18 protein-coding genes and 1 tRNA gene are annotated in these 25,591 nt (G+C 28.4%); 17 read left to right on the top strand and 2 right to left on the bottom strand.

Annotated features, from left to right (window positions below; translation table 11 throughout):
- The first annotated feature begins 84 nt into the window (after positions 1-84).
- From hpt to murI, 12 genes are all read left to right on the top strand, one after another.
- The gene (hpt, locus tag HMPREF9629_RS05185) at positions 85-603 is read left to right on the top strand and encodes a hypoxanthine phosphoribosyltransferase (RefSeq protein WP_009525313.1); all 519 of its coding nucleotides are present in this window, start codon (positions 85-87) and stop codon (positions 601-603) included.
- Positions 604-769: 166 nt separating this feature from the next.
- Complete coding sequence (locus HMPREF9629_RS05180; protein WP_009525312.1) at positions 770-2,539, top strand: GAF domain-containing SpoIIE family protein phosphatase; 1,770 nt, start codon at positions 770-772, stop codon at positions 2,537-2,539.
- A 69-nt stretch (positions 2,540-2,608) separates the two neighbouring features.
- Positions 2,609-3,586, top strand: a complete 978-nt coding sequence (locus tag HMPREF9629_RS05175) for a molybdopterin-binding protein (protein ID WP_009525311.1) — start codon at positions 2,609-2,611, stop codon at positions 3,584-3,586.
- Positions 3,583-4,239 (top strand): (d)CMP kinase, encoded by a 657-nt coding sequence (gene cmk, locus HMPREF9629_RS05170; RefSeq protein WP_009525310.1) that lies wholly within the window; start codon positions 3,583-3,585, stop codon positions 4,237-4,239. Before HMPREF9629_RS05175 ends, cmk begins: the two co-directional genes overlap by 4 nt.
- Complete coding sequence (locus HMPREF9629_RS05165) at positions 4,229-4,810, top strand: lysophospholipid acyltransferase family protein (protein ID WP_009525309.1); 582 nt, start codon at positions 4,229-4,231, stop codon at positions 4,808-4,810. The genes cmk and HMPREF9629_RS05165 overlap by 11 nt, the downstream gene beginning before the upstream one ends.
- Positions 4,811-4,873: 63 nt before the next feature.
- Positions 4,874-5,707 carry a 4-hydroxy-3-methylbut-2-enyl diphosphate reductase gene (gene ispH, locus HMPREF9629_RS05160; protein ID WP_009525308.1) on the top strand — a complete coding sequence of 278 codons (834 nt, stop codon included), beginning with the start codon at positions 4,874-4,876 and terminating at the stop codon, positions 5,705-5,707.
- A gap of 11 nt (positions 5,708-5,718) precedes the next feature.
- Positions 5,719-6,219: a GNAT family N-acetyltransferase gene (locus HMPREF9629_RS05155; protein ID WP_009525307.1), complete on the top strand. Its 501-nt coding sequence runs from the start codon at positions 5,719-5,721 to the stop codon at positions 6,217-6,219.
- Positions 6,220-6,336: 117 nt separating this feature from the next.
- A complete protein-coding gene (miaB, locus tag HMPREF9629_RS05150; RefSeq protein ID WP_009525306.1) occupies positions 6,337-7,764 on the top strand; it encodes a tRNA (N6-isopentenyl adenosine(37)-C2)-methylthiotransferase MiaB in 1,428 nt (475 codons plus the stop codon).
- Between the two features lie 261 nt (positions 7,765-8,025).
- Positions 8,026-10,581 carry a DNA mismatch repair protein MutS gene (gene mutS, locus HMPREF9629_RS05145; protein WP_009525305.1) on the top strand — a complete coding sequence of 852 codons (2,556 nt, stop codon included), beginning with the start codon at positions 8,026-8,028 and terminating at the stop codon, positions 10,579-10,581.
- A gap of 12 nt (positions 10,582-10,593) precedes the next feature.
- Positions 10,594-12,690, top strand: a complete 2,097-nt coding sequence (gene mutL / locus HMPREF9629_RS05140; RefSeq protein ID WP_009525304.1) for a DNA mismatch repair endonuclease MutL — start codon at positions 10,594-10,596, stop codon at positions 12,688-12,690.
- 509 nt (positions 12,691-13,199) lie between these two features.
- Entirely contained in the window at positions 13,200-14,498 is a 1,299-nt protein-coding gene (gene gltS / locus HMPREF9629_RS05135) for a sodium/glutamate symporter (RefSeq protein WP_009525303.1), read from the top strand.
- A 353-nt stretch (positions 14,499-14,851) separates the two neighbouring features.
- Positions 14,852-15,676, top strand: a complete 825-nt coding sequence (gene murI / locus HMPREF9629_RS05130; protein ID WP_009525302.1) for a glutamate racemase — start codon at positions 14,852-14,854, stop codon at positions 15,674-15,676.
- 173 nt (positions 15,677-15,849) lie between these two features.
- Here murI and nox read toward each other — a convergent pair whose 3' ends face one another.
- Complete coding sequence (gene nox / locus HMPREF9629_RS05125; protein ID WP_009525301.1) at positions 15,850-17,184, bottom strand: H2O-forming NADH oxidase; 1,335 nt, start codon at positions 17,182-17,184, stop codon at positions 15,850-15,852.
- 272 nt (positions 17,185-17,456) lie between these two features.
- Positions 17,457-17,876 carry an RrF2 family transcriptional regulator gene (locus HMPREF9629_RS05120; protein ID WP_009525300.1) on the bottom strand — a complete coding sequence of 140 codons (420 nt, stop codon included), beginning with the start codon at positions 17,874-17,876 and terminating at the stop codon, positions 17,457-17,459.
- Between the two features lie 227 nt (positions 17,877-18,103).
- Between HMPREF9629_RS05120 and HMPREF9629_RS05115 the strand changes: the two genes are divergently transcribed.
- The 5 genes from HMPREF9629_RS05115 to HMPREF9629_RS05100 all read left to right on the top strand — a co-directional run bounded on the left by HMPREF9629_RS05115 (position 18,104) and on the right by HMPREF9629_RS05100 (position 25,375).
- Entirely contained in the window at positions 18,104-19,288 is a 1,185-nt protein-coding gene (locus HMPREF9629_RS05115) for a metallopeptidase TldD-related protein (protein WP_009525299.1), read from the top strand.
- A 127-nt stretch (positions 19,289-19,415) separates the two neighbouring features.
- The gene (locus HMPREF9629_RS05110) at positions 19,416-20,087 is read left to right on the top strand and encodes a uracil-DNA glycosylase (RefSeq protein WP_009525298.1); all 672 of its coding nucleotides are present in this window, start codon (positions 19,416-19,418) and stop codon (positions 20,085-20,087) included.
- A 29-nt stretch (positions 20,088-20,116) separates the two neighbouring features.
- Positions 20,117-20,211: transfer RNA gene (locus HMPREF9629_RS11775), tRNA-Sec, on the top strand.
- Positions 20,212-20,272: 61 nt separating this feature from the next.
- The gene (locus HMPREF9629_RS05105) at positions 20,273-21,748 is read left to right on the top strand and encodes an aminoacyl-histidine dipeptidase (RefSeq protein ID WP_009525297.1); all 1,476 of its coding nucleotides are present in this window, start codon (positions 20,273-20,275) and stop codon (positions 21,746-21,748) included.
- A 219-nt stretch (positions 21,749-21,967) separates the two neighbouring features.
- A complete protein-coding gene (locus tag HMPREF9629_RS05100) occupies positions 21,968-25,375 on the top strand; it encodes a PD-(D/E)XK nuclease family protein (protein ID WP_009525296.1) in 3,408 nt (1,135 codons plus the stop codon).
- Positions 25,376-25,591 lie beyond the last annotated feature (216 nt).

The following is a 25,591-nucleotide window of genomic DNA, read 5'->3' as shown; positions in this document are numbered from 1 at the left end:
TTTTTATTTTTTATAGATAATTTTAAATTTTAGTGTTATAATTACTTAAAGTATAGTTTATTTTTTATTAAAGAGGTTTATGTAATGAGAATTTCTAATGTATTTATATCTCAAGATGATATAAAAAATAAGGTTTATGAAATTGCAAAAAGCATAGAAAAAGATTTTAAAGGTGAAGAAGTGCTGTTAGTCGGGGTTTTAAAAGGTGCGAGTGTATTTTTATCCGACTTGATTAGAAATATAGACTTAGATGTGAAAATTGATTTTATGGCGGTGTCAAGTTACGGAATGTCAACTACAAGTTCAGGAATTGTAAAGATACTAAAGGACTTGGATGATGATATAAGCGGAAAAAATGTGATAATAGTGGAAGATATAATAGATACAGGTCTTACTCTTAAGTATTTGAAAGATTATTTAAGCAACAAAAATGCAAAAGTTTTAAAAATATGCACTTTATTAGATAAACCTTCAAGAAGAAAATGTGACATAGATATTGATTATATAGGCTTTGAGATAGAAGATAAATTTATAGTTGGATATGGCATAGATTATCAGGAAAAATATAGAAATTTGTCATATATTGCATTTGTCGAAGAATAAATTTTTGACAGATTGATTATAATTTAATGTGAAAATTCACTTTCTAAAAGGCGTAGTAAAATTATTTAAAAGATAAAATCTATTATTGAAATGGATAGATATACTTAAATATTTTTTGAGAAAAATATTTAAGTATATCTTTATTTAAAGTTTGAAGGGGTGTATTTTGAGTAATTTAGATAAAACCTTGAGTACTATGGTTGAAATATCAAAAATAGTCACATCTTCTAAAGATTTTTTTGATATCAAAGATTCAGTAATTGATAAAATGCTTGAAATTATTCCTCCAAAAAGAGCGTGTGTCAATATATTTAAGCAAGATACATATGAATATACATATTTAGTGTGCAAAGAAACCTTGGGAGATATACCTAAATACATAGATGGCGAAGAAACTTCTACAGGAAAAAAGATAACAATGGAGGAATTTCCGCAATATATACATGATGCGGTTGTAAATAAGAAAACTTATTATATAGAGGATCTGTTTGAAGATGAAAGAGGCGAAAGTGAAAGAGATTTTGCAGAATTAAACGGATATGTCAGTAGAATAGCTGTGCCGTTAATTTCGGGTGATAAAACAAGAGGATTTATGACTTGTTTTTTGGGGCCTGAAGAAAAATTGTCCCAAGATGATATAAAATTTATGGAATCAGTTGCATCACTACTTGCTCTTTCCGTTGATATTACAAATAGAAACAAAGAAATAGATGAAATAGTTAAAAAATTGAGAGATGCAATAGTGTCTATTGAAACACTTACAGATAATTTATATGAAAATAAAGGGCTTGCCTCATATTTTAAACTTATAGCAAGGGATATTTGTAAGATAACAAACTCTAAATCCGCTATGATATTTATAGATGATGAAGATTCTGATTTAAGAATTATACAAAGTCATGGAAATCGTAAAAGACTTGCAATAACTACAAATTTTCTTAAATATAATCAAAATGACAAGAAAAAGACATTTATATTCGAAGATATACCTGCAAGCGTGTCCAAATATGGAATAAGTACAATAGCTTATGAGAATATAATAAAAGATAACAAAAAAATAGGTCAGATAATAATGATAAACTCCGAAAAATATAGAACGGATGATCTTAGAATGTTGGGGATATATGCCGCTCAAGTGCTTTTATCGGTTCATTTGTTTACAAGCAACAGAAAAGTATTGGAAGACTCTATTATACATAGAGACTTGCAGTTGGTGCATCAACAGCAAAAACTCATAATGGAAGATGAGATAATGAGTGAAGATGATTTTTTGAACATAGATTATCTTAATGTTCCTTATAAGTATATAGGCGGTGATTTCTGTAAGTTTATAAAAGTTGAGAAGGATAAGTATATACTTTTTATAGCAGACGTTATGGGTCACGGCATTATGTCAAATTACTTCGTTGCGATGACAAAAGGGGCAATTAATCTGTTACTTACAATGACATCATCTCCGTCAACAATATTAGCTCAGCTTAATAATATATTGTTTAAAGAGTTGGATAAGATGGATGTGTTCATAACTTCAAAGATGATATTTTTTGATTTTAAAAATAATAAAGCTTATGCTTCAAATGCAGGACATACAGTACCGATAGCAGTATATAAGGATGAAACGGGAAAGAGAAATTACAAGTTAATGAATGGAAGTACATCCATAGCACTTGGAATATTTGAAAACACAGTTTACGAGGAAGAGGTTTTTGATATATCCGACATAGAATTGTTTGCTGTTTATACTGATGGGATAATTGAATCAAAAAATGAGCAAGGTCAAGAATATGGAGCGGATAATTTGGCAAAATATATTATAAAAAAGCTTGATGAGGGAGAAGAAAAGCCTTGTCAAGATTTGTTGTCAGAGATAGAAGATTTTACAAATAAGAAAAAGTTGGAAGATGATATAACTATATTTACAATTAGAAAAAAATAAGAAAAGTTGAATTTATGTGGTATTATCTTTTTAAGTTAATACTACATAATTCTTTTTTGGAGGAATTTTATGAAATTGATAGATACCAAGGACGCTGTAGGATATATATTATGTCATGATATAACTCAAATAGTTAAAGACAAAGTAAAAGATGCAAGATTCAGAAAAGGTCATATTATTACAGACGAAGATATACCGGTATTATTATCTCTTGGAAAAGAGCATATATATGTTTGGGAAAAAGATGATGATAATATGATGCACGAAAATGATGCGGCTCAGTTTATGATAGATTTGACAAGAACCAAAGATATGAGCTTTACACCTGTAAAAGAAGGGAAAATGGAGCTTGTAGCAGATATTGACGGATATTTTACAGTAGATGTGAACTTGTTAAAAGAAATAAATATGCAAAAAGATATAATGATGGCATCTATAAAAGGAGATACTCCGATAAAAAAGGGTACAAAACTATCAGGAATGAGAATAATACCTCTTGTTATAGAAAAACAAAAAATGGAAGATTTAAAAAAAATTATAAATGGAAAAAAAGTTTTTGATATAAAACCTTTTGTTAGAAAAAAAGCGGGTATAGTTACTACAGGAAGCGAAGTTTATCATGGAAGAATAAAAGACGAGTTTACACCTGTTGTAAAAGAAAAACTGGCTGATTTTGGTGTAGAAGTGATAGCTCATGAAACTGTTTCAGATGATACACAGATGATAACGGAAGCAATAAAAAAATTGAAATCGGCAGGATGTGATATAATATTGTGCACAGGAGGTATGAGTGTAGATCCTGATGATTTAACTCCTAAAGCTATATCACTTACAGCTGATAAATTTGTAACATACGGTACACCTGTATTACCGGGAGCTATGTTTGCACTTTCATATTTTGAGGATAAAGTACCTATAATGGGTTTGCCGGGTTCAGTTATGTATTGTGCTAAGACTGTGTTTGATATAATATTGCCAAGAGCGTTGGCGGATATAGAGATAGACAAAGAATTTATTGCGTCATTAGGACATGGAGGTCTGTTATGATAATAGCGATAGATGGGCCTGCCGGAGCCGGCAAAAGTACAATATCAAAACTTATAGCAAACAGATTAGGAATAATGTATATAGATACAGGCGCTATGTACAGAGCGGTAACATATTATTTTTTACAAAATGATGTAAAATTTGATGATAAAGATGAAATAAAATCTTCTCTTGATAAGATAGACATAGATTTCGACAGAGATAAAGTGTATTTATGCAATCAAGATGTTACTTCGCAGATAAAAAGTAAAATTGTAAATGAAAATGTATCAGATGTGTCAGCAATAGATGTTGTAAGAGAAAAAATGGTAGATATGCAACGCTTGATGAGTAAGAAAAAATCAGTTCTGTTAGACGGTAGAGATATAGGTACGGTAGTTTTTCCAAGTGCAGATTATAAATTTTATTTAACTGCAAGTGTAGATGTGAGAGCAAAAAGAAGATATTTAGAAGAACAAAATAAGGGTAATATAAATATCAGTATAGAAGAAATAAAAAAATCTATAGAAAATAGAGATTTTATAGACTCTAATCGAAAAATATCGCCTTTAAAAAAAGCAGACGATGCACTTGAAATTGATACAAGCGATATGAGTATAGATGAAGTAGTAAACAAAGTAATAAATATTGTAGGAGAAAAAGATGTTATATAGTGTACTTAGATTTATCATAAATATAGTACTTCGCATAGTTTATAGAATAGAAGTGGTAGGTAATAATACGGTTGAGAGCAACAAAGCATATATAGTCGCATCAAACCATAGAAATAATCTTGACCCTTTACTTGTAATAATTACATTTAATAAGAGAAAAATACATTATATAGCAAAAAAAGAATTGTTTGAAAATAAAATTCTAAAATTCATTTTGGACAGAACATATGTTATTTCATTAGATAGAAATAAAAATGATTTAGGAGCGTTAAAAGAATCGTTAAAAGTCTTAAAAGATGGAGAGATATTAGGTATATTTCCACAAGGTACAAGGGTGAGCAGTATAGAAGATGATACATCAAAAGCAGGAATAGGAATGTTTGCGATGCGTACAAATACACCTGTAATACCTGTGTCTATAGTAGCTGAAAATAATTACAAACCATTTTCAAAAATAAAAATAATTTATCACGATTTATATACCGTACCTGAACAACTTATGACAGAAAAAAATAATGAAGGCTATTTAACAGTTTCAAATGAAGTAATGAAGATTATAAAATCAAAATAATAAGTAAATTTTTAAAGTTAAAATTCTATTTTTATATAGAATTTTAATTTTTTAGGAGAAAATATGAACATAATACTTTCTAAATTTTCAGGGTATTGCTATGGTGTCAAAAGAGCGATATCAATAGCTCAAAACAGCATTGGAGAGCTTGGTAAAGTATATTCATTAGGCTCTATAATACACAATAAAAGAGCAGTAGAAAAACTTGAAAATCAAGGACTTCAAATAGTAGATGATATAGATAAAGATTATAAAAACATACTCTTTCGTTCACATGGAGTAGAAAAGAAATTCTATAATTTTGCAAATGAGCATGGTATGAATATAATAGATACCACTTGTACATTTGTAAAGAAAATACATCAGATTGTTGCTGACAAATATAAATCGGGTAATGAGATAATAATAATAGGCAATAAAAGTCATCCTGAAGTTATAGGGATAAACTCATGGTGTGACTATACAGCACAGTTTGTTGGAGATGAAAAAGACGTAGAAAAATTAAAAATAGACAAAAATTGCAATTATGTGCTTGTTTTTCAAACAACCTTCAATATAGAAAAATATGAAGAAATAGTGAGTAAAATATCTGAAAAAACTGAAAACTTAGAGATATTTAACACCATATGCAATGCAACTAAAAAAAGACAGGACGCCATATTGGAAATATCAGAAAAAGTAGATATGATAGTAGTAATAGGTGACAAATCAAGCTCCAATTCAAAAAAATTATATGAACTTGCAAGCAGTAGATGTAAAAGCATATTTGTAGAAGATTGTAGTGAGCTTGACCAATCTATGTTTGAGAATGTCAAAAATGTAGGTATAACAGCAGGCGCATCAACGCCTGATTTTGTGATAGATGAAGTGATAAAATATATACAAGACTTAAATTAAATGGGAAAAATATGATTAATTTTGTAAAAGTAAAATTGGAAGACGCAGAAGCTTTGTGGAATATGATGAATAATCTTGACTATGAAACTAAGTATATGTTGTTTGAGGCAGGAGAAAGAAAAAAGGATTTTTCAATTATAAAGTCAAGAATAGAAAATGTATTGAAATATAATGATTTTTTGTGTTTGGCTAAAGATGGAGATAAAATAGCAGGCTATATATCAGCAGAAAAAGGAAAACTTAAAAGAATTGAACATACAGCCTATATAGTAGTGGGTGTTTTAAAAGAATATACAGATAAAAAGATAGGTAGTGAATTTTTTAAAAGACTGGACTTATGGGCTAAAGAAAATCATATAAAAAGATTGGAATTGACAGTTGTATGCGAGAATGATATTGCAAAGCATTTATATGAGAAGAACGGCTTTGAAATAGAAGGAATAAAAAAGAAATCTATGTATATTGACAAAAAATATGTAGATGAATATTATATGGCAAAAATATTTGAATAATAAAATTATCGGTTTTGGATAGTATATAGAATAAATATATGTTATTAAAAAAATTCAAGTATTATGTTAAAAAATATGTATTTAATTAGATAATATTATAATTTTAAAGGAGTTACATTGGATAGAGTAAATATAATAAATAAAGAGAATTTTTCTAATCAGGAATATTATGTGGATTTAGTAAAAAATATAAATGATGATGAATATGCAAAAACAGGAGACGCTAAAAAGTTTATAATAGTTACTTTCGGATGTCAGATGAATGAACATGACAGTGAGAATATAAAAGGTATGCTTACAAATATGGGATATGAAGAAACAGAAGATATGGAAAAAGTGAACCTTATAATATATAATACCTGTGCAATTAGAGAAAATGCAGAGACGAGATTTTTTGGTAATATTGGCGCATTAAAAAATATTAAGAAGAAAAATCCTGATATAGTGATTGCAACTTGCGGTTGTATGATGCAAGAACCTCATATTGTCAAGGAGCTTACAAGTAAATATAAACATGTAAATATAATATTTGGAACACACAATATCTATAAATTTCCGGAGTTATTGTACACTTATATTTCTTTGGTAGATAAAGAAACGGTTGTAGATGTATGGGATATAGACGGAAATATAGTAGAAGGTTTGCCTTCAGTAAGAAGATATGATTTTAAAGCGTTTGTAAATATAATGTATGGTTGCAATAACTTTTGCACATATTGTATAGTACCGTTTACAAGAGGTAGAGAACGCAGTAGGTTGCCACAGGATATATTGCAGGAAGTAAAATTACTTTCTCAAAATTCTGTAAAAGAGATAACTTTGTTAGGTCAAAATGTAAACTCTTATGGTAATAATTTTGCAGATAAATATACATTTCCAATGCTTTTGGAAGATATAAATAAAATAGATAACATTGAGAGAATAAGATTTATGACATCTCATCCTAAAGATATTTCAGATGAGCTTATAAATTCATTTGCTACACTGGATAAACTCTGTGAAAGTCTACATTTGCCTGTACAATCAGGAAGTTCAAATATATTAAAACTTATGAACAGAAGATATACAGCTGAAGATTATATGAAAAAAATTGAAAAAATAAAAAAAGTTGCACCGGATATAGCACTTACGACAGATATAATAGTAGGTTTTCCGGGAGAAACAGAAGAAGATTTCAAGCAGACGCTAAAACTTGTAAAAGAAGTTGAATATGACTCTGCATTTATGTTTATGTATTCGACAAGAAAGGGTACAGTAGCTGAAAAAATGGCAGGGCATATAAGTGAAGAAATTAAAAAAGACAGGTTTAACAGATTGCTTGAAACTGCAAATGAAATATCAGCTAAGAAAAATAAAGAATATAAAGATAAGATAGAGCAAGTGCTTGTAGAAGGCTTCAGCAAAAAAAATGAGTCGGTCTTATCAGGTAGAAACAGAAAAAATAAGCTCATAAATTTTGTGGGTGATGAGAGCAAAATAGGACAGATTGTAAATGTAAAAATTACAAATGTAAAGTCTTTCTCATTAAATGGAGTTGAGGTATAATATTAATTGAAAAAATTTGTTTAGTATATCATTTTTAATATAGATACCCGTTTAATATTATTTTCCATTTGAAATACCATAATAATTTTGATTTTTTTATTATGCATTTTATTGCAGTATTTTATACATGCCTTTCAAATAGAGTTTAGTATAAAAAATAGATTTATAAATTGTGCAAAAGATATATAAACAAATTATAAAATTAAGGAATATGATGTTCTAATAAGATTTTAGTATAAGAATAAAAGAGGTGGTGATGTTTTGGAAAATTTAACACCTATGATGAAACAATATCTTGAAATAAAAAACAACAATAAAGGCAGTATATTATTTTTTAGACTCGGAGATTTTTATGAGATGTTTTTCGATGACGCAATTGAAACATCAAGGCTCCTTGAAATAACTTTGACAGGAAAGGCTTGTGGCAATGGAGAAAAAGCACCTATGTGCGGGGTACCGTATCACAGTGCAAAATCATATATACAAAAACTTATAAATTTTGGTAAAAAAGTTGCTATATGCGAGCAAGTAGAAGATCCTAAAGATGCCAAAGGCATAGTAAAGCGTGATGTTGTAAAGATAATAACACCAGGAACTGTACTTGATGATGATATGATAGAAGGCTCATCAAACAACTATATAATGGCTATAATAACAGATGAAGACATAGTGTATATGACATATGCAGATATTACAACAGGTGAAGTCAACAATATTATCATAACATATCAAGAAGTGTCAAATATATTTTTTTCTGTCATGCCATCCGAAATAATAATGGACGATATATTTTTAAAAAAATTGAAAGAAAATTCTTTTAAAAACAGTAAGATAATAAATAACTTTCTTATAGAAAATAATGTAGTCCAAAATACTGCCAATTACGAAAATATAGAAGAGTTCATTTCTGATAATAATCTTGCAGATAAAATACCTTCACTGATACAGATATATAAATATGTGTATGATACGCAGAAATTTTTTGACATAAACTTTTTTTACGAAAAAAATCAAGTGAAGTATATGTCGCTTGATTACTATACTATAAAAAATTTAGAGCTTATAGAAAGTATAAGAAAAAATAATTCATATACACTTTTTTGGGTGCTTAATAAAGCAAATACGTCTATGGGATCGAGATTGTTGAAACAATATTTGTTAAAACCTTTAAATGATGAAAATGAAATAAGGCAAAGATTAAATAAAGTATCATCTTTTGTAGAGCACTATTCTGTATCCACAGGTGTATCGCATATACTAAGAGAAGTTTATGACCTGGAGAGAATATCCAATCGTATAGTATATGACACTGTATCTCACAGAGATTTACTTAACTTAAAAAAATCATTAAAGGCAGTAAATGAGATAAAAAATATTTTTAAGGGAGAAAATGACTCAAGATTTGAAGAATTATACGAAGTTTTGTCGAAGAATGATTTGATGCCAATAATAAATTTGATAGAAAATTCAATAGAAGAAATAGGTGAAGATTTTAAGAAAGAGCATATAATAAAATCTTCATACGATGAAAAATTAGCGCATTATAGAGATTTGCTCGAAAACACTTCAAACATATTGATAAAAATGGAAAGAGATGAAAGAGAAAAAACCGGTATAAAAAATTTAAAAATAAGTTATAATAAAGTTTTTGGTTATTATATAGAAATAACAAAAGCTGCACTGCAAAATTTCAATATGCCGAGTGATTATGAGAGAAGACAGACATTAGTATCAAGTGAAAGATTTATAAACAATAACCTAAAAAAAATAGAAGAAGAGATGTTGACTGCAAGGCAAGGCGAAAGTCAGCTTGAAAGTGCATTATACAAGGAGGTAAAAGAAGAACTGAAAAACTTCATACCTAAGATAATGCAAGTAGCAGAGATGATTTCGCAAATAGATGTATATACAGCCCTTGCGAAAACAGCAATAGAAAATGATTATGTAAAACCTATGATTTCAATTGACGGGAATATAGTTATAAAAAATGGCAGACATCCTGTAATAGAAAAATTGCTTCCAAATGAAGACTATGTTCCAAATGATACAGATTTGACAAAATCAGAGACACATATAATAACAGGACCTAATATGGCGGGAAAATCAACATATATGAGACAAGTTGCCATAATTATGCTAATGGCTCATATAGGCTCATATGTACCTGCAAGTTTTGCGCAGATACCTATTATAGACAGTATATATACTCGTATAGGTGCAAGTGATGATTTATCTATGGGGCAGTCCACTTTTATGGTCGAGATGACAGAAGTTTCCAACATATTAAAAAATGCAACTCAAAACTCATTGATTATATTAGATGAAATAGGTAGAGGTACAAGCACATATGATGGAATGAGCCTTGCATTTTCAATAGTTGAATATATATGTGAGCATATAAAAGCAAAAACTCTTGTATCTACTCATTATCACGAGCTTACCGCATTAGAAAGCAAATACAAAAATATTAAAAATTATTGTATGTTGGTGGATGACAGTAAAGAAATAAAATTTCTCAGAAAGATAGTACTCGGCAAAGCTGATAAAAGTTATGGAATACACGTTGCACAGCTTGCAGATTTGCCGTATGAAGTTTTGGAGAGAGCAAATATCATATTGTCGAAACTGGAAACTTCGGAAAAAAAATCTTCTAAAAAATATAATCAAAAGAGCGAACAGGATCAAGTTAGCATAGAAAATTTTTCAAAAGACAACAATCTTAGAATAGTTCAAAAGATAAAAGATTTGAACATAGATGAATATACTCCTAAGCAAGCCATGGACTTGCTTTATAAGATTAAAAGCGAACTTAGATAAAACGAGGGAATTATGCAAGACAATATCATAAAAAAATTAGATGATAATATAATAAAATTAATATCAGCAGGAGAAGTTATAGAAAGCCCTTGCAGTGTTGTAAAAGAACTTGTGGAAAATTCAATAGATTCAGGGGCGACATCAATAGTAGTAGAAATAAAAAACGGTGGAAAAGACTATATAAGAGTTACGGATAACGGCATAGGAATAGATGAGCAATATGTGCTTGAGGCATTTAAAAAACATACTACGAGTAAAATTACAACATTCGACGATTTTATAAATATAACTACAAACGGCTTTAGAGGAGAGGCTCTTGCAAGTATATCTGCAGTTGCAAAGATTTCTATGACTACAAAAACCTCATACAGCAACTACGCTATGAATGTGGTTATAAGTAGTGATAAATTATTGGAAAAAACAAAAGTTGGAGCAAAAGATGGTACAACTGTAATAGTGGAAGATTTATTCAACGATATACCTGCAAGAAAAAAGTTTCTAAAAACAGACAGAGCGGAATCTTCGAAAATAAGTGATTTTTTGATAAGATATGCACTTGCCAATCCAAGTATAAAATTAAAATATATAAATAATTCAAAACAAGTATTTCAAACATATGGCACAGGAAAAATAGAAGATGTCATAAATATAATATTTGCAGAAGATTATTATAGTGGAATGATATCATTGGAGGAGCCTTTAAGCGAATATATAAGTGTAAAAGGAGTTATAGGAAATAATTCTTTGATGTTTTCAAGCAGAAAGATGCAATATATATTTATAAATGGAAGAATTATAAAAGATAAGACAATAACATCTCATATAGAAAATGCTTATAGAAAATATATTCCTTCAGGCAATTTCCCAATGTTTTTTATAAATATAATAATTAAACCTGATATGGTAGATGTAAATATACATCCGAATAAGTTGGAAGTAAAGTTTGCTGATGAAAAAATAGTATATAATCTCATTGAAAATAAGATATCATCAATCTTAGACAATATTAGTATGATACCAGATATAAAAATATCAAAAGATGATGAAGTTTCAAAAAATAGCGAAATTTTTTCGAATATAATTTCTAACTATGAAAAATCAAAAGATAAAAAAAATAAAGACTCCCAAAAAGATGATAAAGAGTTTATGCAACAATCTATAAAAATAATAAAAAAACAGGAAAGAGACGATACATTTGTCTATGAATTAAAGCCTCAGAATAAAACAAAAGACATACTCATAAATCATGAACAAGAGAAAATAGAAGTATCAAAATATAATATCTATGAGAATAATCATAACAAAATTATAGTTGCAGAAACTAATGATGAGGATAATTACGAGACAAAAAACGCTTGTAAAGAAGAACTCAAAGAAACATATGATAATAAAACCTTTAATAACAAAGAAAATGAAGATGAAATTTCAAATATAAATATATTAGATGAAAAACCTGTTCTTTCTATGCCAAAAGATATATTCAAAAATGATGTAAAAATTGACTTGAGTGATAATAAAATAAAATTTGCAGATCTTACATTACTAAAATACAGTGGTAGAGTGTTTGATACATATATAATACTTTTTGACGAGGAAGATATGTATATGATAGATCAGCATGCTGCACACGAAAGAGTCTTGTATGAGAGGTATTTGAAAGACTTTTATTCAAATGCGATAATAATTCAACAACTCATATTGCCGCAACAGATAGGGATTCCTGTAAATCTTGTAGATGAATCGGTTCATATTATAGAAGAACTTGAAAAATTCGGTTTTGAATGTGATTTGTTCGGTGACAATATAATGTTGCTTAGGGGAATACCGATACATTTTGATGAAAATGGTGCAAGAAAGTTTGTAAATGCAGTGTTTGACGTATATCTTGAAGAAAATTTGTCAAATGACATAATAAAAGACAAAATAGCTACAAAAGCCTGTAAAGCTGCTATAAAAGGTAATGATAGTACAATAAAGGATATAGAAGTAGAAAAATTAATCTACGACTTGGAACATTGTGAAAACAAATATGCTTGCCCGCACGGCAGACCTACAATAACAAGATTATCTAAATATGAGATCGAAAAATTCTTCAAAAGAATATTATAATCTATGAATATTTTAATTCATAGATTATTTTTTTAAAAGTCTATATATTTGATAATATGAATAAATTAAGACATAAAATAATATTTTTTTATTTATTATACAATATAGTATGTAATTTATACAAAATTAGTTTTAACAAACGTTTTTATTTAGAAAAATATGTAAAATTTTATATATAAACAAATAAAATGCAAGAAATATTTCAAAATTTTCTTGCATTTTTTATTGAAATTTAAACGTTTGTATAAAAAAATAATAAAATATTTCAAAAAATATAAAATTTTTATTGTTTTTTTTAAGATTATAGGTTATAATTTTAAATGTAAAAATGTTTTCATATTTTTAACTTTACACTTAATTAATTTTTAATAGGTTATATTTTTGTTTTAAATGTTTGTTTTGTTTGTCATTATATTTTTGTTCTACTGTAAAACAAACTATAAAAGCAATAGTTATCTTGTTTAAAATTATTAGGTGCAAAACAATATTTATGAAAGGTGGTATTATTTATGAGTTATCCTATTAATGATTTTAAAGGAGTAACGGAGTTACTTAAAGGAATGAAATTAAGTACATATCAAAATACTATGGTTCTTTCAACTAGTGATACCGGACTTACTACTTTGAAATTGGATCTTATGCAAAGTTTTGCATTGGCACTTTGTGTGTATTATATCGGAGTATTTTTGAAGAAAAAAATTTTGGCATTAGAAAAATTCTGTATACCTGCACCAGTTGCCGGAGGTATAGTATTTGCGCTACTTCATCTATTATCAAGAAATTATCTTAATTTTTCAATAGGCGTTGATACAACATTCCAAAAACCATTCATGATGGTATTCTTTACTACAATAGGTTTGACAGCAAGTATACAACTCGTAAAAAAAGGTGGATTAGGAGTATTAATATTCTGGGTTTTAGCTACACTTCTTTGCGTTGTACAGGACGCAGTAGGTGTTGGAGTTGCTAAACTTATGGGACAACATCCGCTACTTGGATTAATATGCGGTTCAGTTACTATGACAGGAGGACACGGTACAGGTGGAGCATTCGGCCCTGAATTTGAAAAATTAGGCATGGAGGGAGCTACAGCTACAGCTATGGCTGCTGCTACATTCGGTCTTGTAATGGGTTCGCTTATGGGAGGACCTCTTGGTGCTGTTCTTATAAGAAAGAACAACCTTAAATCCAAGGCATCAGAATATATTGACAAGAAGATTGAAATGGAGGAAAAAGAAGAAAAAATAGATTTTAATGAAGTATTCAAGACTTTAACTTATGTGGTTGTTGCGATAGCACTCGGTGCCGTAATTGAAATACCTCTAAAAAAAGCGGGCGTAACATTGCCTTCATATGTAACAGCGATGATTATTGCATCTATATTCCTAAATATAGGTGAATCTACAGGTAAGTGGCATGTTAACCAAAAAGCATCCGACTTCCTTGGAACAATAGGTCTTAATGCGTTCCTTTCGTTCGCTCTTACAGGATTAAAACTTTGGGAACTTGCAGCAGTTGCAGGACCCATGTTTGTAATATTGATATCACAAACAGTAGTTATGGCTGCATTTGCTTATTTCGTAACATTCAAAGTTATGGGTTCAGACTTTGATGCCGCTACAATATCTGCAGGACACTGCGGATTCGGTATGGGTGCTACTCCTAACGGTGTTGCCAATATGACAGCGGTACAAGAAGAATTCGGATCTGCTCCAAGAGCATTCTTTATACTTCCTGTAGTTGGAGCATTCTTGATAGACTTCACTAATGCTATGGTTATAACAGGATTTGTAAACTTTGTTAAATAATTATAATATTTTTGAGTATAGGCATTTTATGATGTCTATACTTTTTTTATAAATTTGTCGGTAAAACATTGACTTGCAATATTATACTAAAGAATATTTAAATTATTTGTTTTATTTATGTGTTATAATTTATACTTTTAATGTAAGCATATATTTTTATCTTTTATATTGGCATATAAATTTTTATCAAATATAAACATAATTCTACTATATTTGAATATTATACTGTTAAAGCTAATATTTGATAGAAAAATGTGGAATTATAATTTTTATATTAAAAGAAAAATTTATTCATAGAGATATAAGCTTTTTAATTTTTTATTTTTATATATAATTTTGGAGGTGTGATTGCTATGGATAACAGACCTATCGGTATATTTGACTCTGGAGTCGGAGCATTTTCTGTTTTAAACAAGTTGGTAGAAGTGTTGCCCAATGAAAAATATGTATATTTCGGCGACAGCGGACATAATCCATATGGACAAAAAACTTCTGAACAGCTAAAAAAGCTGTGCAAATGTATAGTGGATTTTTTAATTAAAAATGATGTCAAGATTATAGTCGTAGCTTGTAATACAGCTACTGTTGCGGCACTTGACTATTTGAAAGATATATTTGATATAGATATAATCGGAGTTATAAATCCGGGAGCAAAAGAGGCTCTAAGGGTTACAAAAAATAATAAAATAGGTGTTTGTTCTACAGTATTTACAGCTAAAACACACGGATATTTGAATGAAATATTAAAAGAAAAAAACGATAATAGAGAAATAGCAGTATATGAGGAAGGAAGCAGCAACCTTGCCAATATAATAGAAAACGGTTTTGAATACAACGAGCAAAATGAGGAAATTATAAGAGAATTTGCTACAAGATTTACTGATGATATAGATACTCTTATATTAGGCTGTACACATTATCCGCTTGTAGAAGATTTGTTTAAAAAGTATTTTAATGGGAATATTGTAGATCCCGGAATGGAAACCGCTTTGGGGGTGAAAGAATTACTTGCAAAAAAAGATATGCTCAGTGATAAAAAAAATGAATATTCAGTAAAATACTTTGTTACCAGAGATCCTGATATGTTTAAAAATATAGCTGAAAATCTGACCAATTTGAAAATAGATGATATAAATGAAGTAAGTATAGAAGAAGAATTAAAATCAGAAGGATTTTAACATATAAAAATCTATTTAATCATATGGTAATCAAAATATAAAAAATGTGTTTGAATGTGTTTGATTGAGGAGATTGCTGACACTATCGTATGAAAGTTCTCCTAATCAAATACATTCAATTCAGCATTTTTATTATTACATTCATTTAATCAAATAATTGTATAAAAAATTTTTTATTTTGCTGATAATGCAGCCATAGTTATATAATTGTACGGTTGATTGAAATGAGGTAAGAAAAGTATATCCAACAGTTTAAGTCTGTCTATTGTAACTTTTTCCTGTATAGCCAATGAGAACATATGAATACCCATAGACATATCATAAGTTGATGCCATTTGAGTACCTATTACTACTCTCGTATTTTTATCATATACTATTTTTATTTTTACTTTAGGATTTTCTGTTTCTATAAAAGCAGCTTTTTGTAAATCTTCAAAAGAAGTTGATTCTACTTCTAAACCTAATTTTTTTGCTCTTTCTTCAGAAAGACCTGTTGATACCATTTTTAAGTCATAAATAGCTATACCGTTTGAGCCTTGTACTCCATTTGTTTCCATATGTTTTCCGCATACGTTATGTCCTGCTATAAGTCCAGAACGAACAGCGTTGGTAGCAAGTGCTATATATGAGTTTTCTCCTGTTGAATTAAATAATACGCTTGCGCAATCACCTATTGCGTACACATCTTTGACATTTGTTTGTTGAGTTTCGTCAACTAAATACGCTCCATTTGCAAGAGTTTTTAATTTTCCGCCTCCAAGAGCAGTGTTAGGTCTGAATCCTACAGCAAGTATTACCATATCGCATTTGTATTGATTTTTGTCAGTTATTATTCCTTCAACTTTTGTTTTACCGATTATTTCTTTAACCATTTCTCCATAAGCCAGCTGGATACCGTGGCTTTCTAAATTTTTGTCCATCATTGTGCTGAATTCTATATCATAATAGTTTGATAAAGCAGTGTTCATTGTATCAATAAGTACAACCTTTTTGCCTTTTCTTTCGAAAGCTTCTGCAAGCTCCACTCCTATATATCCGGCACCAACTACTGCAACTGTTTTTATTTCAGGATTTTTTAATTTTTCTATGACATCTTCAGCATTTTGAAACAATTTTACCATTTGAACATTTTCAAGGTCTTTTCCTTTTACATTTGGTACTATAGGTAGAGAACCTGTGGCAAGTATCAATTTGTCATAAGATTCTTCAATTTTTTGTCCGTTTTCTAAAGTAGCATGTACTGTTTTTTTGTCAAAATCAACGCTGTCAACAGATGAGTTCATATTTATTTTTGCACCTTGTGATTCGAGTTTTTCTTTGTTTGAATAAAAAAGTCCGTCAGGTTTTGAGATTTGTTCGCCAATCCAAAGTGCCATTCCACAACCTAAAAAACTTATGTTAGAGTTTTGATCAAAAACCACAACTTCATTATTTTCCTTAAAACCTGTTATTGTATTTATTGCCGCCGTACCTGCGTGATTTGCCCCAACAACTACTATTTTACTCATTTAACGCCTCCAAATAATATTTTAATTTATATTATAGTTAAATTAATTGTGAGATTAAAATAACTAAAAAATACTTGTATAACTTAGGATATATCTTAGAAGAGAATCGAAAAGAGAAATTTAAACAAGTTATGAAGAAGGATAATCCTTTATTAATATACTCTAAGTATAAAAATTAAGCATATATTAAGATATGTTTTAAATTTATAAGTGTCTATAATTTAACAAACTTTATGAAATAATACCCATAAAAAAATATAATTATTCAAAAATTATAAATTTTTCTTATTATATTCATCTATCATATCTTGAAGAGTAGTGTTGTCTATGACTTCATCAATTGATTTTTTTATTCTGTCCCATATCATATAAGTAGGACATCTGTCGAGCATATCACAGTAACCTTCGTCTATAAGGCATTTTGATGGAGAAAGCTCACCTTCAAGGGCTTTTATTATTTCTCCGGCAGATATTTCATCAGGTTTTCTTGTCAGAAGATATCCACCTTGAACACCTCTGATACTTTTGACTATACCTTTTTTCTTCAATACGGAGAAAATTTGTTCCAAATATAATTCAGATAAATCTGTTCTTTCAGATATAGTGTTTAATGACATAGGGGTGTCAATATCAGTCATTGCCAGTTCAAATACGGCTTTTAGTGCATATCTCCCCTTTGTAGAAACTATCATAACAACTCCTTAAATATATAAATAAAATTCTACTGATTGAATATAAATTATAACATATTTATATAAATATGTCTTAGAGTTTTTTTAATTTAAGAATAACTACATAAAAATTTAGTAAAATAATTGTATATATTAAAAATTTAATCATTTTTATAAATACATATAGATTATTATTTTTAAAAATGGTAATATATTTACTATAATATTTATATACTGGTGGGATAGCTATGAAAGAAAAACTGGAAATAAGGAAAACTGAAAAAAAAGCATTTTATAAAAATTCATTTGTTGATGAAATGATTAAAATAAATAAGCAAAGCACTATTTTTAGATATTTTGAAAACGAAACTCTTTCCATAGCCTATATAAATAACGATATAGACGATGAGGAAGGATATTTTATTGCGTCTAAAAATAAGAAGTATCCATATTCACATACCACCATGCTCAACACTCAGAGTAATGTCATTGCAAAGCATAGCAATATAAAAGAAAAAGAAGTGGCGGATACAGTATATAAAGTAGGAAATGAGCTTGAAAAATTATCAAAAGATATAGAAATTGAATATAAAAATGTAAATATCAGATACAATCTTACCAATATAAACAAGCTTCATATGAACTTTGAAGATGAGAGAAATGTGTTTTATATAAAACTTGGAGAAAATAAATTCAAATTTGAATATAGAGCACTTGACAGCAAAAAAGCTGTGCAAGATATGGAATTATTTTTAAAACCTATTGTTCAAAAGAAATATATAGAAATATCAAAAATTAACGAAAAAAATTTAATAATACCGAGCGATTTGAATATTTATGATTTCTTTGAAGAATATCTGACTTGTAAAAACGTGATTACAAATAAATTGATGAATGTAGAAATATTTTCGGAAAAATTGTCGCTTTATACTTCACTTTCTCCTGAAGATACAAAGTCTGGTAAATATGGTATGCTTCCGTTTTTTGACTGGGAAGGAAGCTATAATCCGTATTATAGAAATATACTTATAGAAAACGGAACAGTTGTAAAACCTTATTCAAACAAAGACCTTGCAAAAGAGTATGAAGTTGAAAACACATGTTGCAGTTATGCCATAAAAGATGACTATCCATCTTGCAAACTCCTTGGAGCATATATACAAAAAGGTGATTATAAATTGGAAGATATGGTAAAATCCGCAATATTTATAGAAAGCGCAGATATTACATTACAAAAAGAAGAACTTAAATTTGAAGTCAAAAGAGCCTATTTATATGAAAACGGAGAACTTACGAATATAATAAATCCTTTTTCATTTTTTATAAATGCTTTCAGGCTTTTCGGTAATAAATTTGCAGGAGCATCCAAAGATTTATTGTTTAATAGTGATTTAAGAAGAGCGATAGTGTTTAAAGACATACAAATATTTTAATTTATCAAAGTTTGATCTAAAAGTGCTTATCTACTTTGTTGGACGTGCATATCTTTTGTTTGTATATTTTCAGTACAAAAACAATTAATTTTTAAAATATTAATAAATCAAAAAAATAGAGGTTATTATGGTAAATATAGGTAACAGTTGGGATGATATTTTAAAAGATGAATTTGAAAAACAATATTATAAGAATATAAGAGAGTTTTTAAAAAAAGAATATACCACAAAAACTGTGTTTCCAAGTATGTACGATATATTTAACGCTCTTAAATACACACCTTATGAAGATGTAAAAGTAGTTATATTAGGGCAAGATCCGTATCATGGAATAGGTCAGGCACATGGTTTATCTTTTTCTGTAAAAAAAGGTATAACACCTCCGCCTTCGCTTAAAAATATTTACAAAGAAATAGAAAACGACTTAAATATAGAAATGGATAAGACAAACGGAGAATTGACATCATGGGCAAATCAAGGAGTGCTAATGTTGAATGCATCACTCACAGTATTAAAAGGTCAGCCAAATTCTCATAGTAAAATAGGTTGGGAGAAATTGACTGACAGTATAATAGAAAAACTTAATTACAAAGATACACCGGTAGTATATTTGCTTTGGGGAAGAAATGCCCAGATGAAAGAAAATTTAATCACAAATAAAAATCATCTTATACTAAAATGCGCACACCCAAGCCCATATTCAGCGAATAACGGTTTTTTCGGCTGCAAACACTTTTCTAAAACTAATGAATTTTTGAAAAACAACGGTTTAGTAGAGATTAATTGGTGTAATATGTAAAATAAACGAGAGTTGAACGCTAATTATATGGGAATATGTAAGTGCCGGTGCATTTCGTGGTCTTCAAAATCATAGGGGGATATAAAAACTCCTCGGGAGGTTCGACTCCTTCATATTCCCGCCATATGATTTGCAAAAAGTAGTAAATTTTTGATAGATTAATTAAATTTATAAAAGGAGAAGATATGAGTAGAGTAGAAGGTCTTGAACCTAAAGAAGTATTCAGATATTTTGAAGAAATTTCAAATATACCGAGAAAATCAGGAGATACAAAAAGAATAAGCGATTATTTAGTAGATTTTGCTAAAGAGCATAAACTGGATTTTATACAAGAAGATTGTGGAAATGTAATAATAAGAAAACCTGCAACATCAGGATATGAACATATAGGTACAGTGATGTTGCAAGGTCATATGGATATGGTTTGTGAGAAAAACAACAATATAGATCATAATTTTGATACTGATCCGATAGAGCTTGTTATAAAAGATGATTATATATATGCAAACAACACTACTCTTGGAGCTGATAACGGTGTGGCATTGGCTTTCGGGCTTGCTATACTTGCAGATGACAATATAAAACATCCGAGATTGGAAGCTGTTTTTACGGTAGATGAAGAAACTACAATGTTAGGTGCAAACGAGCTTGCTGTACAGAATTTAGATGCTATGTATATGATTAATCTTGATACGGAAAATGAAGATGAGCTACTATTAAGCTGTGCAGGCGGGGCTAAAAGCCTTTTAAAGTTGCCTATAGAATATACAATGTTGCATGGTAATTCGTTGAATGCAATAATAAAAGTGAGAGGTTTAAAGGGTGGGCATTCAGGTATGGATGCAGATAAAAATAGAGGTAATGCCAATGTAATAATGGGTAGAGTACTCTATGAGATAAACGGCCGAGTAAACTTTGAGATGATAAGCATAAACGGAGGAGCAAAAAACAATGCTATTCCAAGAGAATGCGACACAAGTATAGTAATAAATGAAAAAAATAAGGCTGATTTGGAAGACATAGTAAGAATTGTTGAAAATATAGTAAAAAAAGAATTAAATGGCATAGATGACGATTTCAGATTGGAAATTGAATATACAGATAAACACATAGATAGAGTTTTAAGCACTATTTCAAAACAAAAAATTATAGACCTGTTAATTATATATTCAAGCGGAGTTACTCAAATGAGCTTAGACATAAAGGATCTTGTGGAAACATCAAACAATTTGGGAGTTATAGTTACAGATGAAAAAAATGCACTCGTTACATTTAATTGTGCTATCAGAAGCAGTATTGACTCACAAGTACAGTATATAATCAAAAAACATGAAGCAATAGCAAATCTTTCAGGTGCCACAATAGTTATAGAATCAATATATCCTGGTTGGAAATATAATAAAAATTCAAGACTTAGAAAACTGTTTGCAGACACATACAGACAAATGTATGATAAAGATATGAAATTAGAAGCAATACACGCAGGACTTGAATGCGGTATAATGAGTAAAAAAATGCCTGATTTGGATATAATATCATTTGGTCCGAATATGTATGATATACACACTCCAAATGAACATTTAAGTATAAGCTCTACAAAAAGAACATATGAATATCTTTTGAAAGGCTTGGAAAATATGATAAATATAGAAAAATATTGATGATTTATATATATTTTTCTATAAAAATTATTTATATAAAATTTTATTAAATAGAAGATGTATAAATATATTAAAAACATCACATTATAAATATTTACTAATAAGTTTATATTGTTATAACTGTAAAAAGTTATTTTAAGTAAGGATAAAAATTATAAAAAACGGCTATTGTCAACTATATGTTGAAAAGTAGCCGTTCTCAGTTTAAGGAGCAAAGCAATGCTTAAAATAGTAACTGCAAGGGCATATAGTGGCAAAACTACATATATAATGGACGAGATAAAGAAAAATATAAATGATAACACATTGAGTTATCTTATGGCACCTGAGCAACTCACGCTGGAAACTGAGCAGATGATTATAAATACTATAAAAAAACCTATTTTTTTATGCAAAGTTATGAGCTTTGAAAGACTTTCAGCAGAGGTGTTGTCAAGAGTAGGAGGTTTGAAAAAAGAATATATAGATGATGTAGGAAAAATAATGCTTGCAGAAAACATATTACTTAAAAATAAAGAAGAGCTCAATTTTTATAAAAATTCAATTAATAAATCAGGATTTTTAGAAAATATTATAAAAATTATAACTGAGCTAAAAAAATATGAAATATCTTCAAAAAGTTTATCTTCTTTGTCAAGTAAAATAAATGATAAAATATTGTCTCAAAAACTGAAAGACGTTGCTAAAATTTATGATTTATTAGAAGAAAAAATATCAGATAAATTTGTTGATAATGAATCAAGATTAAATTTATTATGTGAAAAGATACCTGAATATACAAAAAATAAGAAATTTAAGGTTTATTTTGATAATTTTGTGAGTTTTACACAGTTGGAGCTAAATGTTATAGAAAGTTTGTTGTCAAATGGCATAGATATAACTATGACGCTTACTTACGATGATACAGGTGACAGCTCATTTGACATAACAAAAAAAACACTTGAAAGCATGATAAAAATTGCTGACAAAGCATCATCAAAGTTTGAAATTATACATCTTGACCAATCTTATAATAAAATAGAAGATTTAAAGCATTTAGAAGAAAATTTCGGGAAATTGGATTTTAAAAAATATAGTAAAACACCGCAAAATATAAGCTTGATAAAATTTGACAAAGCAAGAACAGAGATGATGTATTTGGCAAATCAAATAACTATGCTTATAAGGCAAAATGAAAGTGATGAGAAAAAATACAGATATAAAGATATGGCTGTAGTAGTAACCGATAGTGTAGGATACGCACCTCTTATAAAAGAGATATTTGATATGTATGACATACCTTATTTCATAGATACTAAGAGAAATATAACTCAAGAAAATATTGTTAATATGTTGTTTTCATTTTTGGATATGTTCGTAAAATCACCTAATCATTCCAATATAATGAGCTTCTTTAAAAGTGGAATGAGTGATATAAAAAAAGAAGATTATGAGATATTTGAAAATTTTCTTATAAGATGGAATATGGACAGCCAAAAATTTATAAATATAAAATTTTTTGACAGTGAAAAATATTTTAATGATATATCAGATTGTGACAGAGAAAGAATATGTTTTGTAAAAGATTATATAATGAATTTATATTCAAAATATAAACAGATTTTAAGCAGAAAAAATAAGGTAAAAGTATTTTCACAAGAGTTGAACAGATTTTTTAAAGAATTGAATTGCCAACAAAAATTGGAAAATCTTGTAGAAGAGTTAAAGCTTACAGGAAACTATGAAATAGCATCAGAAATATCTCAGATATGGAATATTTTATTATCTACATTAGATAAGGTAAATAATATTTTGGATGACTATGAAATAAGCGTAGATGATTATAAAAAAATGCTTTATCAAGGTTTGAGTACACAAAAAATAGCACTTATACCTCCAACTATGGACGGTGTTATGATAATGGATATACAACGCAGCAAATCGCTCGGATATAAAGTTTTATTTTCGGTAGGTATGAATGATACATTGTTACCGCAGACATTTAAACAAGATGTGATTTTTGCTGAACAAGACAAAAAAATTCTACTTGAAAATGATATAAATATGATGTCTACATCAGTTAATATGTTGTCACAAGAAAATACAGCTCTTTATATAATATTATCAAAGACGAGAGAAAAGCTGTATTTAACTTACAATATAAGTGATGTAAATGAGCAAAGTGCAGGTAAATCGTCATATTTACATACAATAGAAAATATATTTCCAAATTTAAAAACACGATATATATCAAGTGAAACTTTACAAAATAAAGAAATAAATTCAAACTATTTTGACAACATAACGCATAAAGTTGCATTTGCAAAATTGAAGACAGATCTTAGAGATATGATAAGTAACCGAAATTTTGACGAAGACATTTTAAAATTATATTATTATTTTTTACAAGATGAAGAATTTTCTGATGAAACTAAGGCTTTAAAAAATTCTTTATTCAAGAAAAATGACATAGAAAATCTAAAAGAAACTTATGTTCAAAAGCTGTATAATTTACCTTTGCAATCTTCTGTTTCACAAATACAAACATATGTAAAATGTCCATTTTCATATTATATGAACTATGGCATAAGACCTCAGAAAAGACAAAAGCAAAAAGTTGATAATTTAAACTCCGGAAATATATTGCATAAATATATGGATAATTTATCTAAACAAGTCTTGGAAGATAAAAATATTTCTATACTTGACAGCAAAGAGAAAATAAACAGTTTTGTAGATAAAATATATGATGAAGAAGATTTTTTAGATAATGATATGAAAATGGTGACTTCAAATTCAAAAAGGCAATTCCATATAATAAAAAATCTTAAAAAAATCTCAAAAAAAGCAACAGAGATTATAATGGAGCAACAAAAATGCACATCTTTCATCACAGAAAGTGCGGAATATAAGATTAAAGATATAAAAATAGACATTAATGATGATAAAGATGATACAACAAACCATATAATTCTAAGGGGAATAATAGACAGAGTAGATAAATTGGTAAAAGACGGAAAAACATATTTAGGCGTAGTAGATTACAAATCAAGTGTTAAAAAACTTGAATTAAAAGACGTATATCAAGGCATAAATATACAAATGATATTTTATTTATATGCACTTACAAAAAAAGATGAAAAATATAAAGATGCCAATCCTTATTATGCTATGTATTTTCCTATGATTGACAGTAAGATAGCTCTATCTGAAGAAGATTTTGAGCAAAGTGAAAATGGAGAGAAAATAAAAAAAGAACATTTAAGACAAAAAGAACAAGAAAATATGAAAATGGCTGGAATAATAACTGATGATATAAATATGATAAAATCATTTGAAAATGATATAGAGGGCAAATCTAAATTTTTGGATGTAAGGGTGAAAACAGACAAAGCAGGAGAAAGTACAGTTACAAGCCAAAGCGTTGTCAGCGAAGAAGATATGAAAAAAATAATAGATTACGTTATAAATATTATAAAAATATCTGCAAATGAAATATTAAAAGGGAATATAAAGCCATTGCCTGTTAAAGAGGCTTGTGAATATTGCGATTATAAAAATATATGTGAATTTGACGAAAGTATAGATGGATTTGAATATAAAAAAATCAAAAAATTAAACAAAAAAGAAGTTTTAGATTTATTATAATGACAATTCAATACTAAAACTAAAATTATAAAATAGTGTTATAAAAATCTAATAAAATAAAAAGACTATTTATAGATTTCTTAATTAAATTATCTACTGTTCTATTAGAAATTAGTATAAATACTATCACAAATTATAATATTTTTAAATTTCATACTATATTATTGTTTTAAAAAAATATAGCTTTTTGATTAATATAATTTATTATGTTTTACA

Origin of the sequence: Peptoanaerobacter stomatis, from assembly GCF_000238115.1 — a bacterium.
GTDB classification, from domain to species: Bacteria; Bacillota; Clostridia; order Peptostreptococcales; family Filifactoraceae; genus Peptoanaerobacter; species Peptoanaerobacter stomatis.
Note: the sequence above shows the minus strand (reverse complement) of the source record. Positions and strands in the feature narration are given on the sequence as shown.

Coding starts and splice junctions, on each gene's coding strand:
- HMPREF9629_RS05175 (WP_009525311.1), top strand. CDS start 2,609: ATGAAATTGATAGATACCAAGGACGCTGTAGGATATATATTATGTCAT.
- ispH (WP_009525308.1), top strand. CDS start 4,874: ATGAACATAATACTTTCTAAATTTTCAGGGTATTGCTATGGTGTCAAA.
- nox (WP_009525301.1), bottom strand. CDS start 17,184: ATGAGTAAAATAGTAGTTGTTGGGGCAAATCACGCAGGTACGGCGGCA.
- HMPREF9629_RS05120 (WP_009525300.1), bottom strand. CDS start 17,876: ATGATAGTTTCTACAAAGGGGAGATATGCACTAAAAGCCGTATTTGAA.
- HMPREF9629_RS05110 (WP_009525298.1), top strand. CDS start 19,416: ATGGTAAATATAGGTAACAGTTGGGATGATATTTTAAAAGATGAATTT.
- murI (WP_009525302.1), top strand. CDS start 14,852: ATGGATAACAGACCTATCGGTATATTTGACTCTGGAGTCGGAGCATTT.
- HMPREF9629_RS05155 (WP_009525307.1), top strand. CDS start 5,719: ATGATTAATTTTGTAAAAGTAAAATTGGAAGACGCAGAAGCTTTGTGG.
- gltS (WP_009525303.1), top strand. CDS start 13,200: ATGAGTTATCCTATTAATGATTTTAAAGGAGTAACGGAGTTACTTAAA.
- HMPREF9629_RS05115 (WP_009525299.1), top strand. CDS start 18,104: ATGAAAGAAAAACTGGAAATAAGGAAAACTGAAAAAAAAGCATTTTAT.
- HMPREF9629_RS05105 (WP_009525297.1), top strand. CDS start 20,273: ATGAGTAGAGTAGAAGGTCTTGAACCTAAAGAAGTATTCAGATATTTT.
- hpt (WP_009525313.1), top strand. CDS start 85: ATGAGAATTTCTAATGTATTTATATCTCAAGATGATATAAAAAATAAG.
- HMPREF9629_RS05165 (WP_009525309.1), top strand. CDS start 4,229: ATGTTATATAGTGTACTTAGATTTATCATAAATATAGTACTTCGCATA.
- mutL (WP_009525304.1), top strand. CDS start 10,594: ATGCAAGACAATATCATAAAAAAATTAGATGATAATATAATAAAATTA.
- cmk (WP_009525310.1), top strand. CDS start 3,583: ATGATAATAGCGATAGATGGGCCTGCCGGAGCCGGCAAAAGTACAATA.
- HMPREF9629_RS05100 (WP_009525296.1), top strand. CDS start 21,968: ATGCTTAAAATAGTAACTGCAAGGGCATATAGTGGCAAAACTACATAT.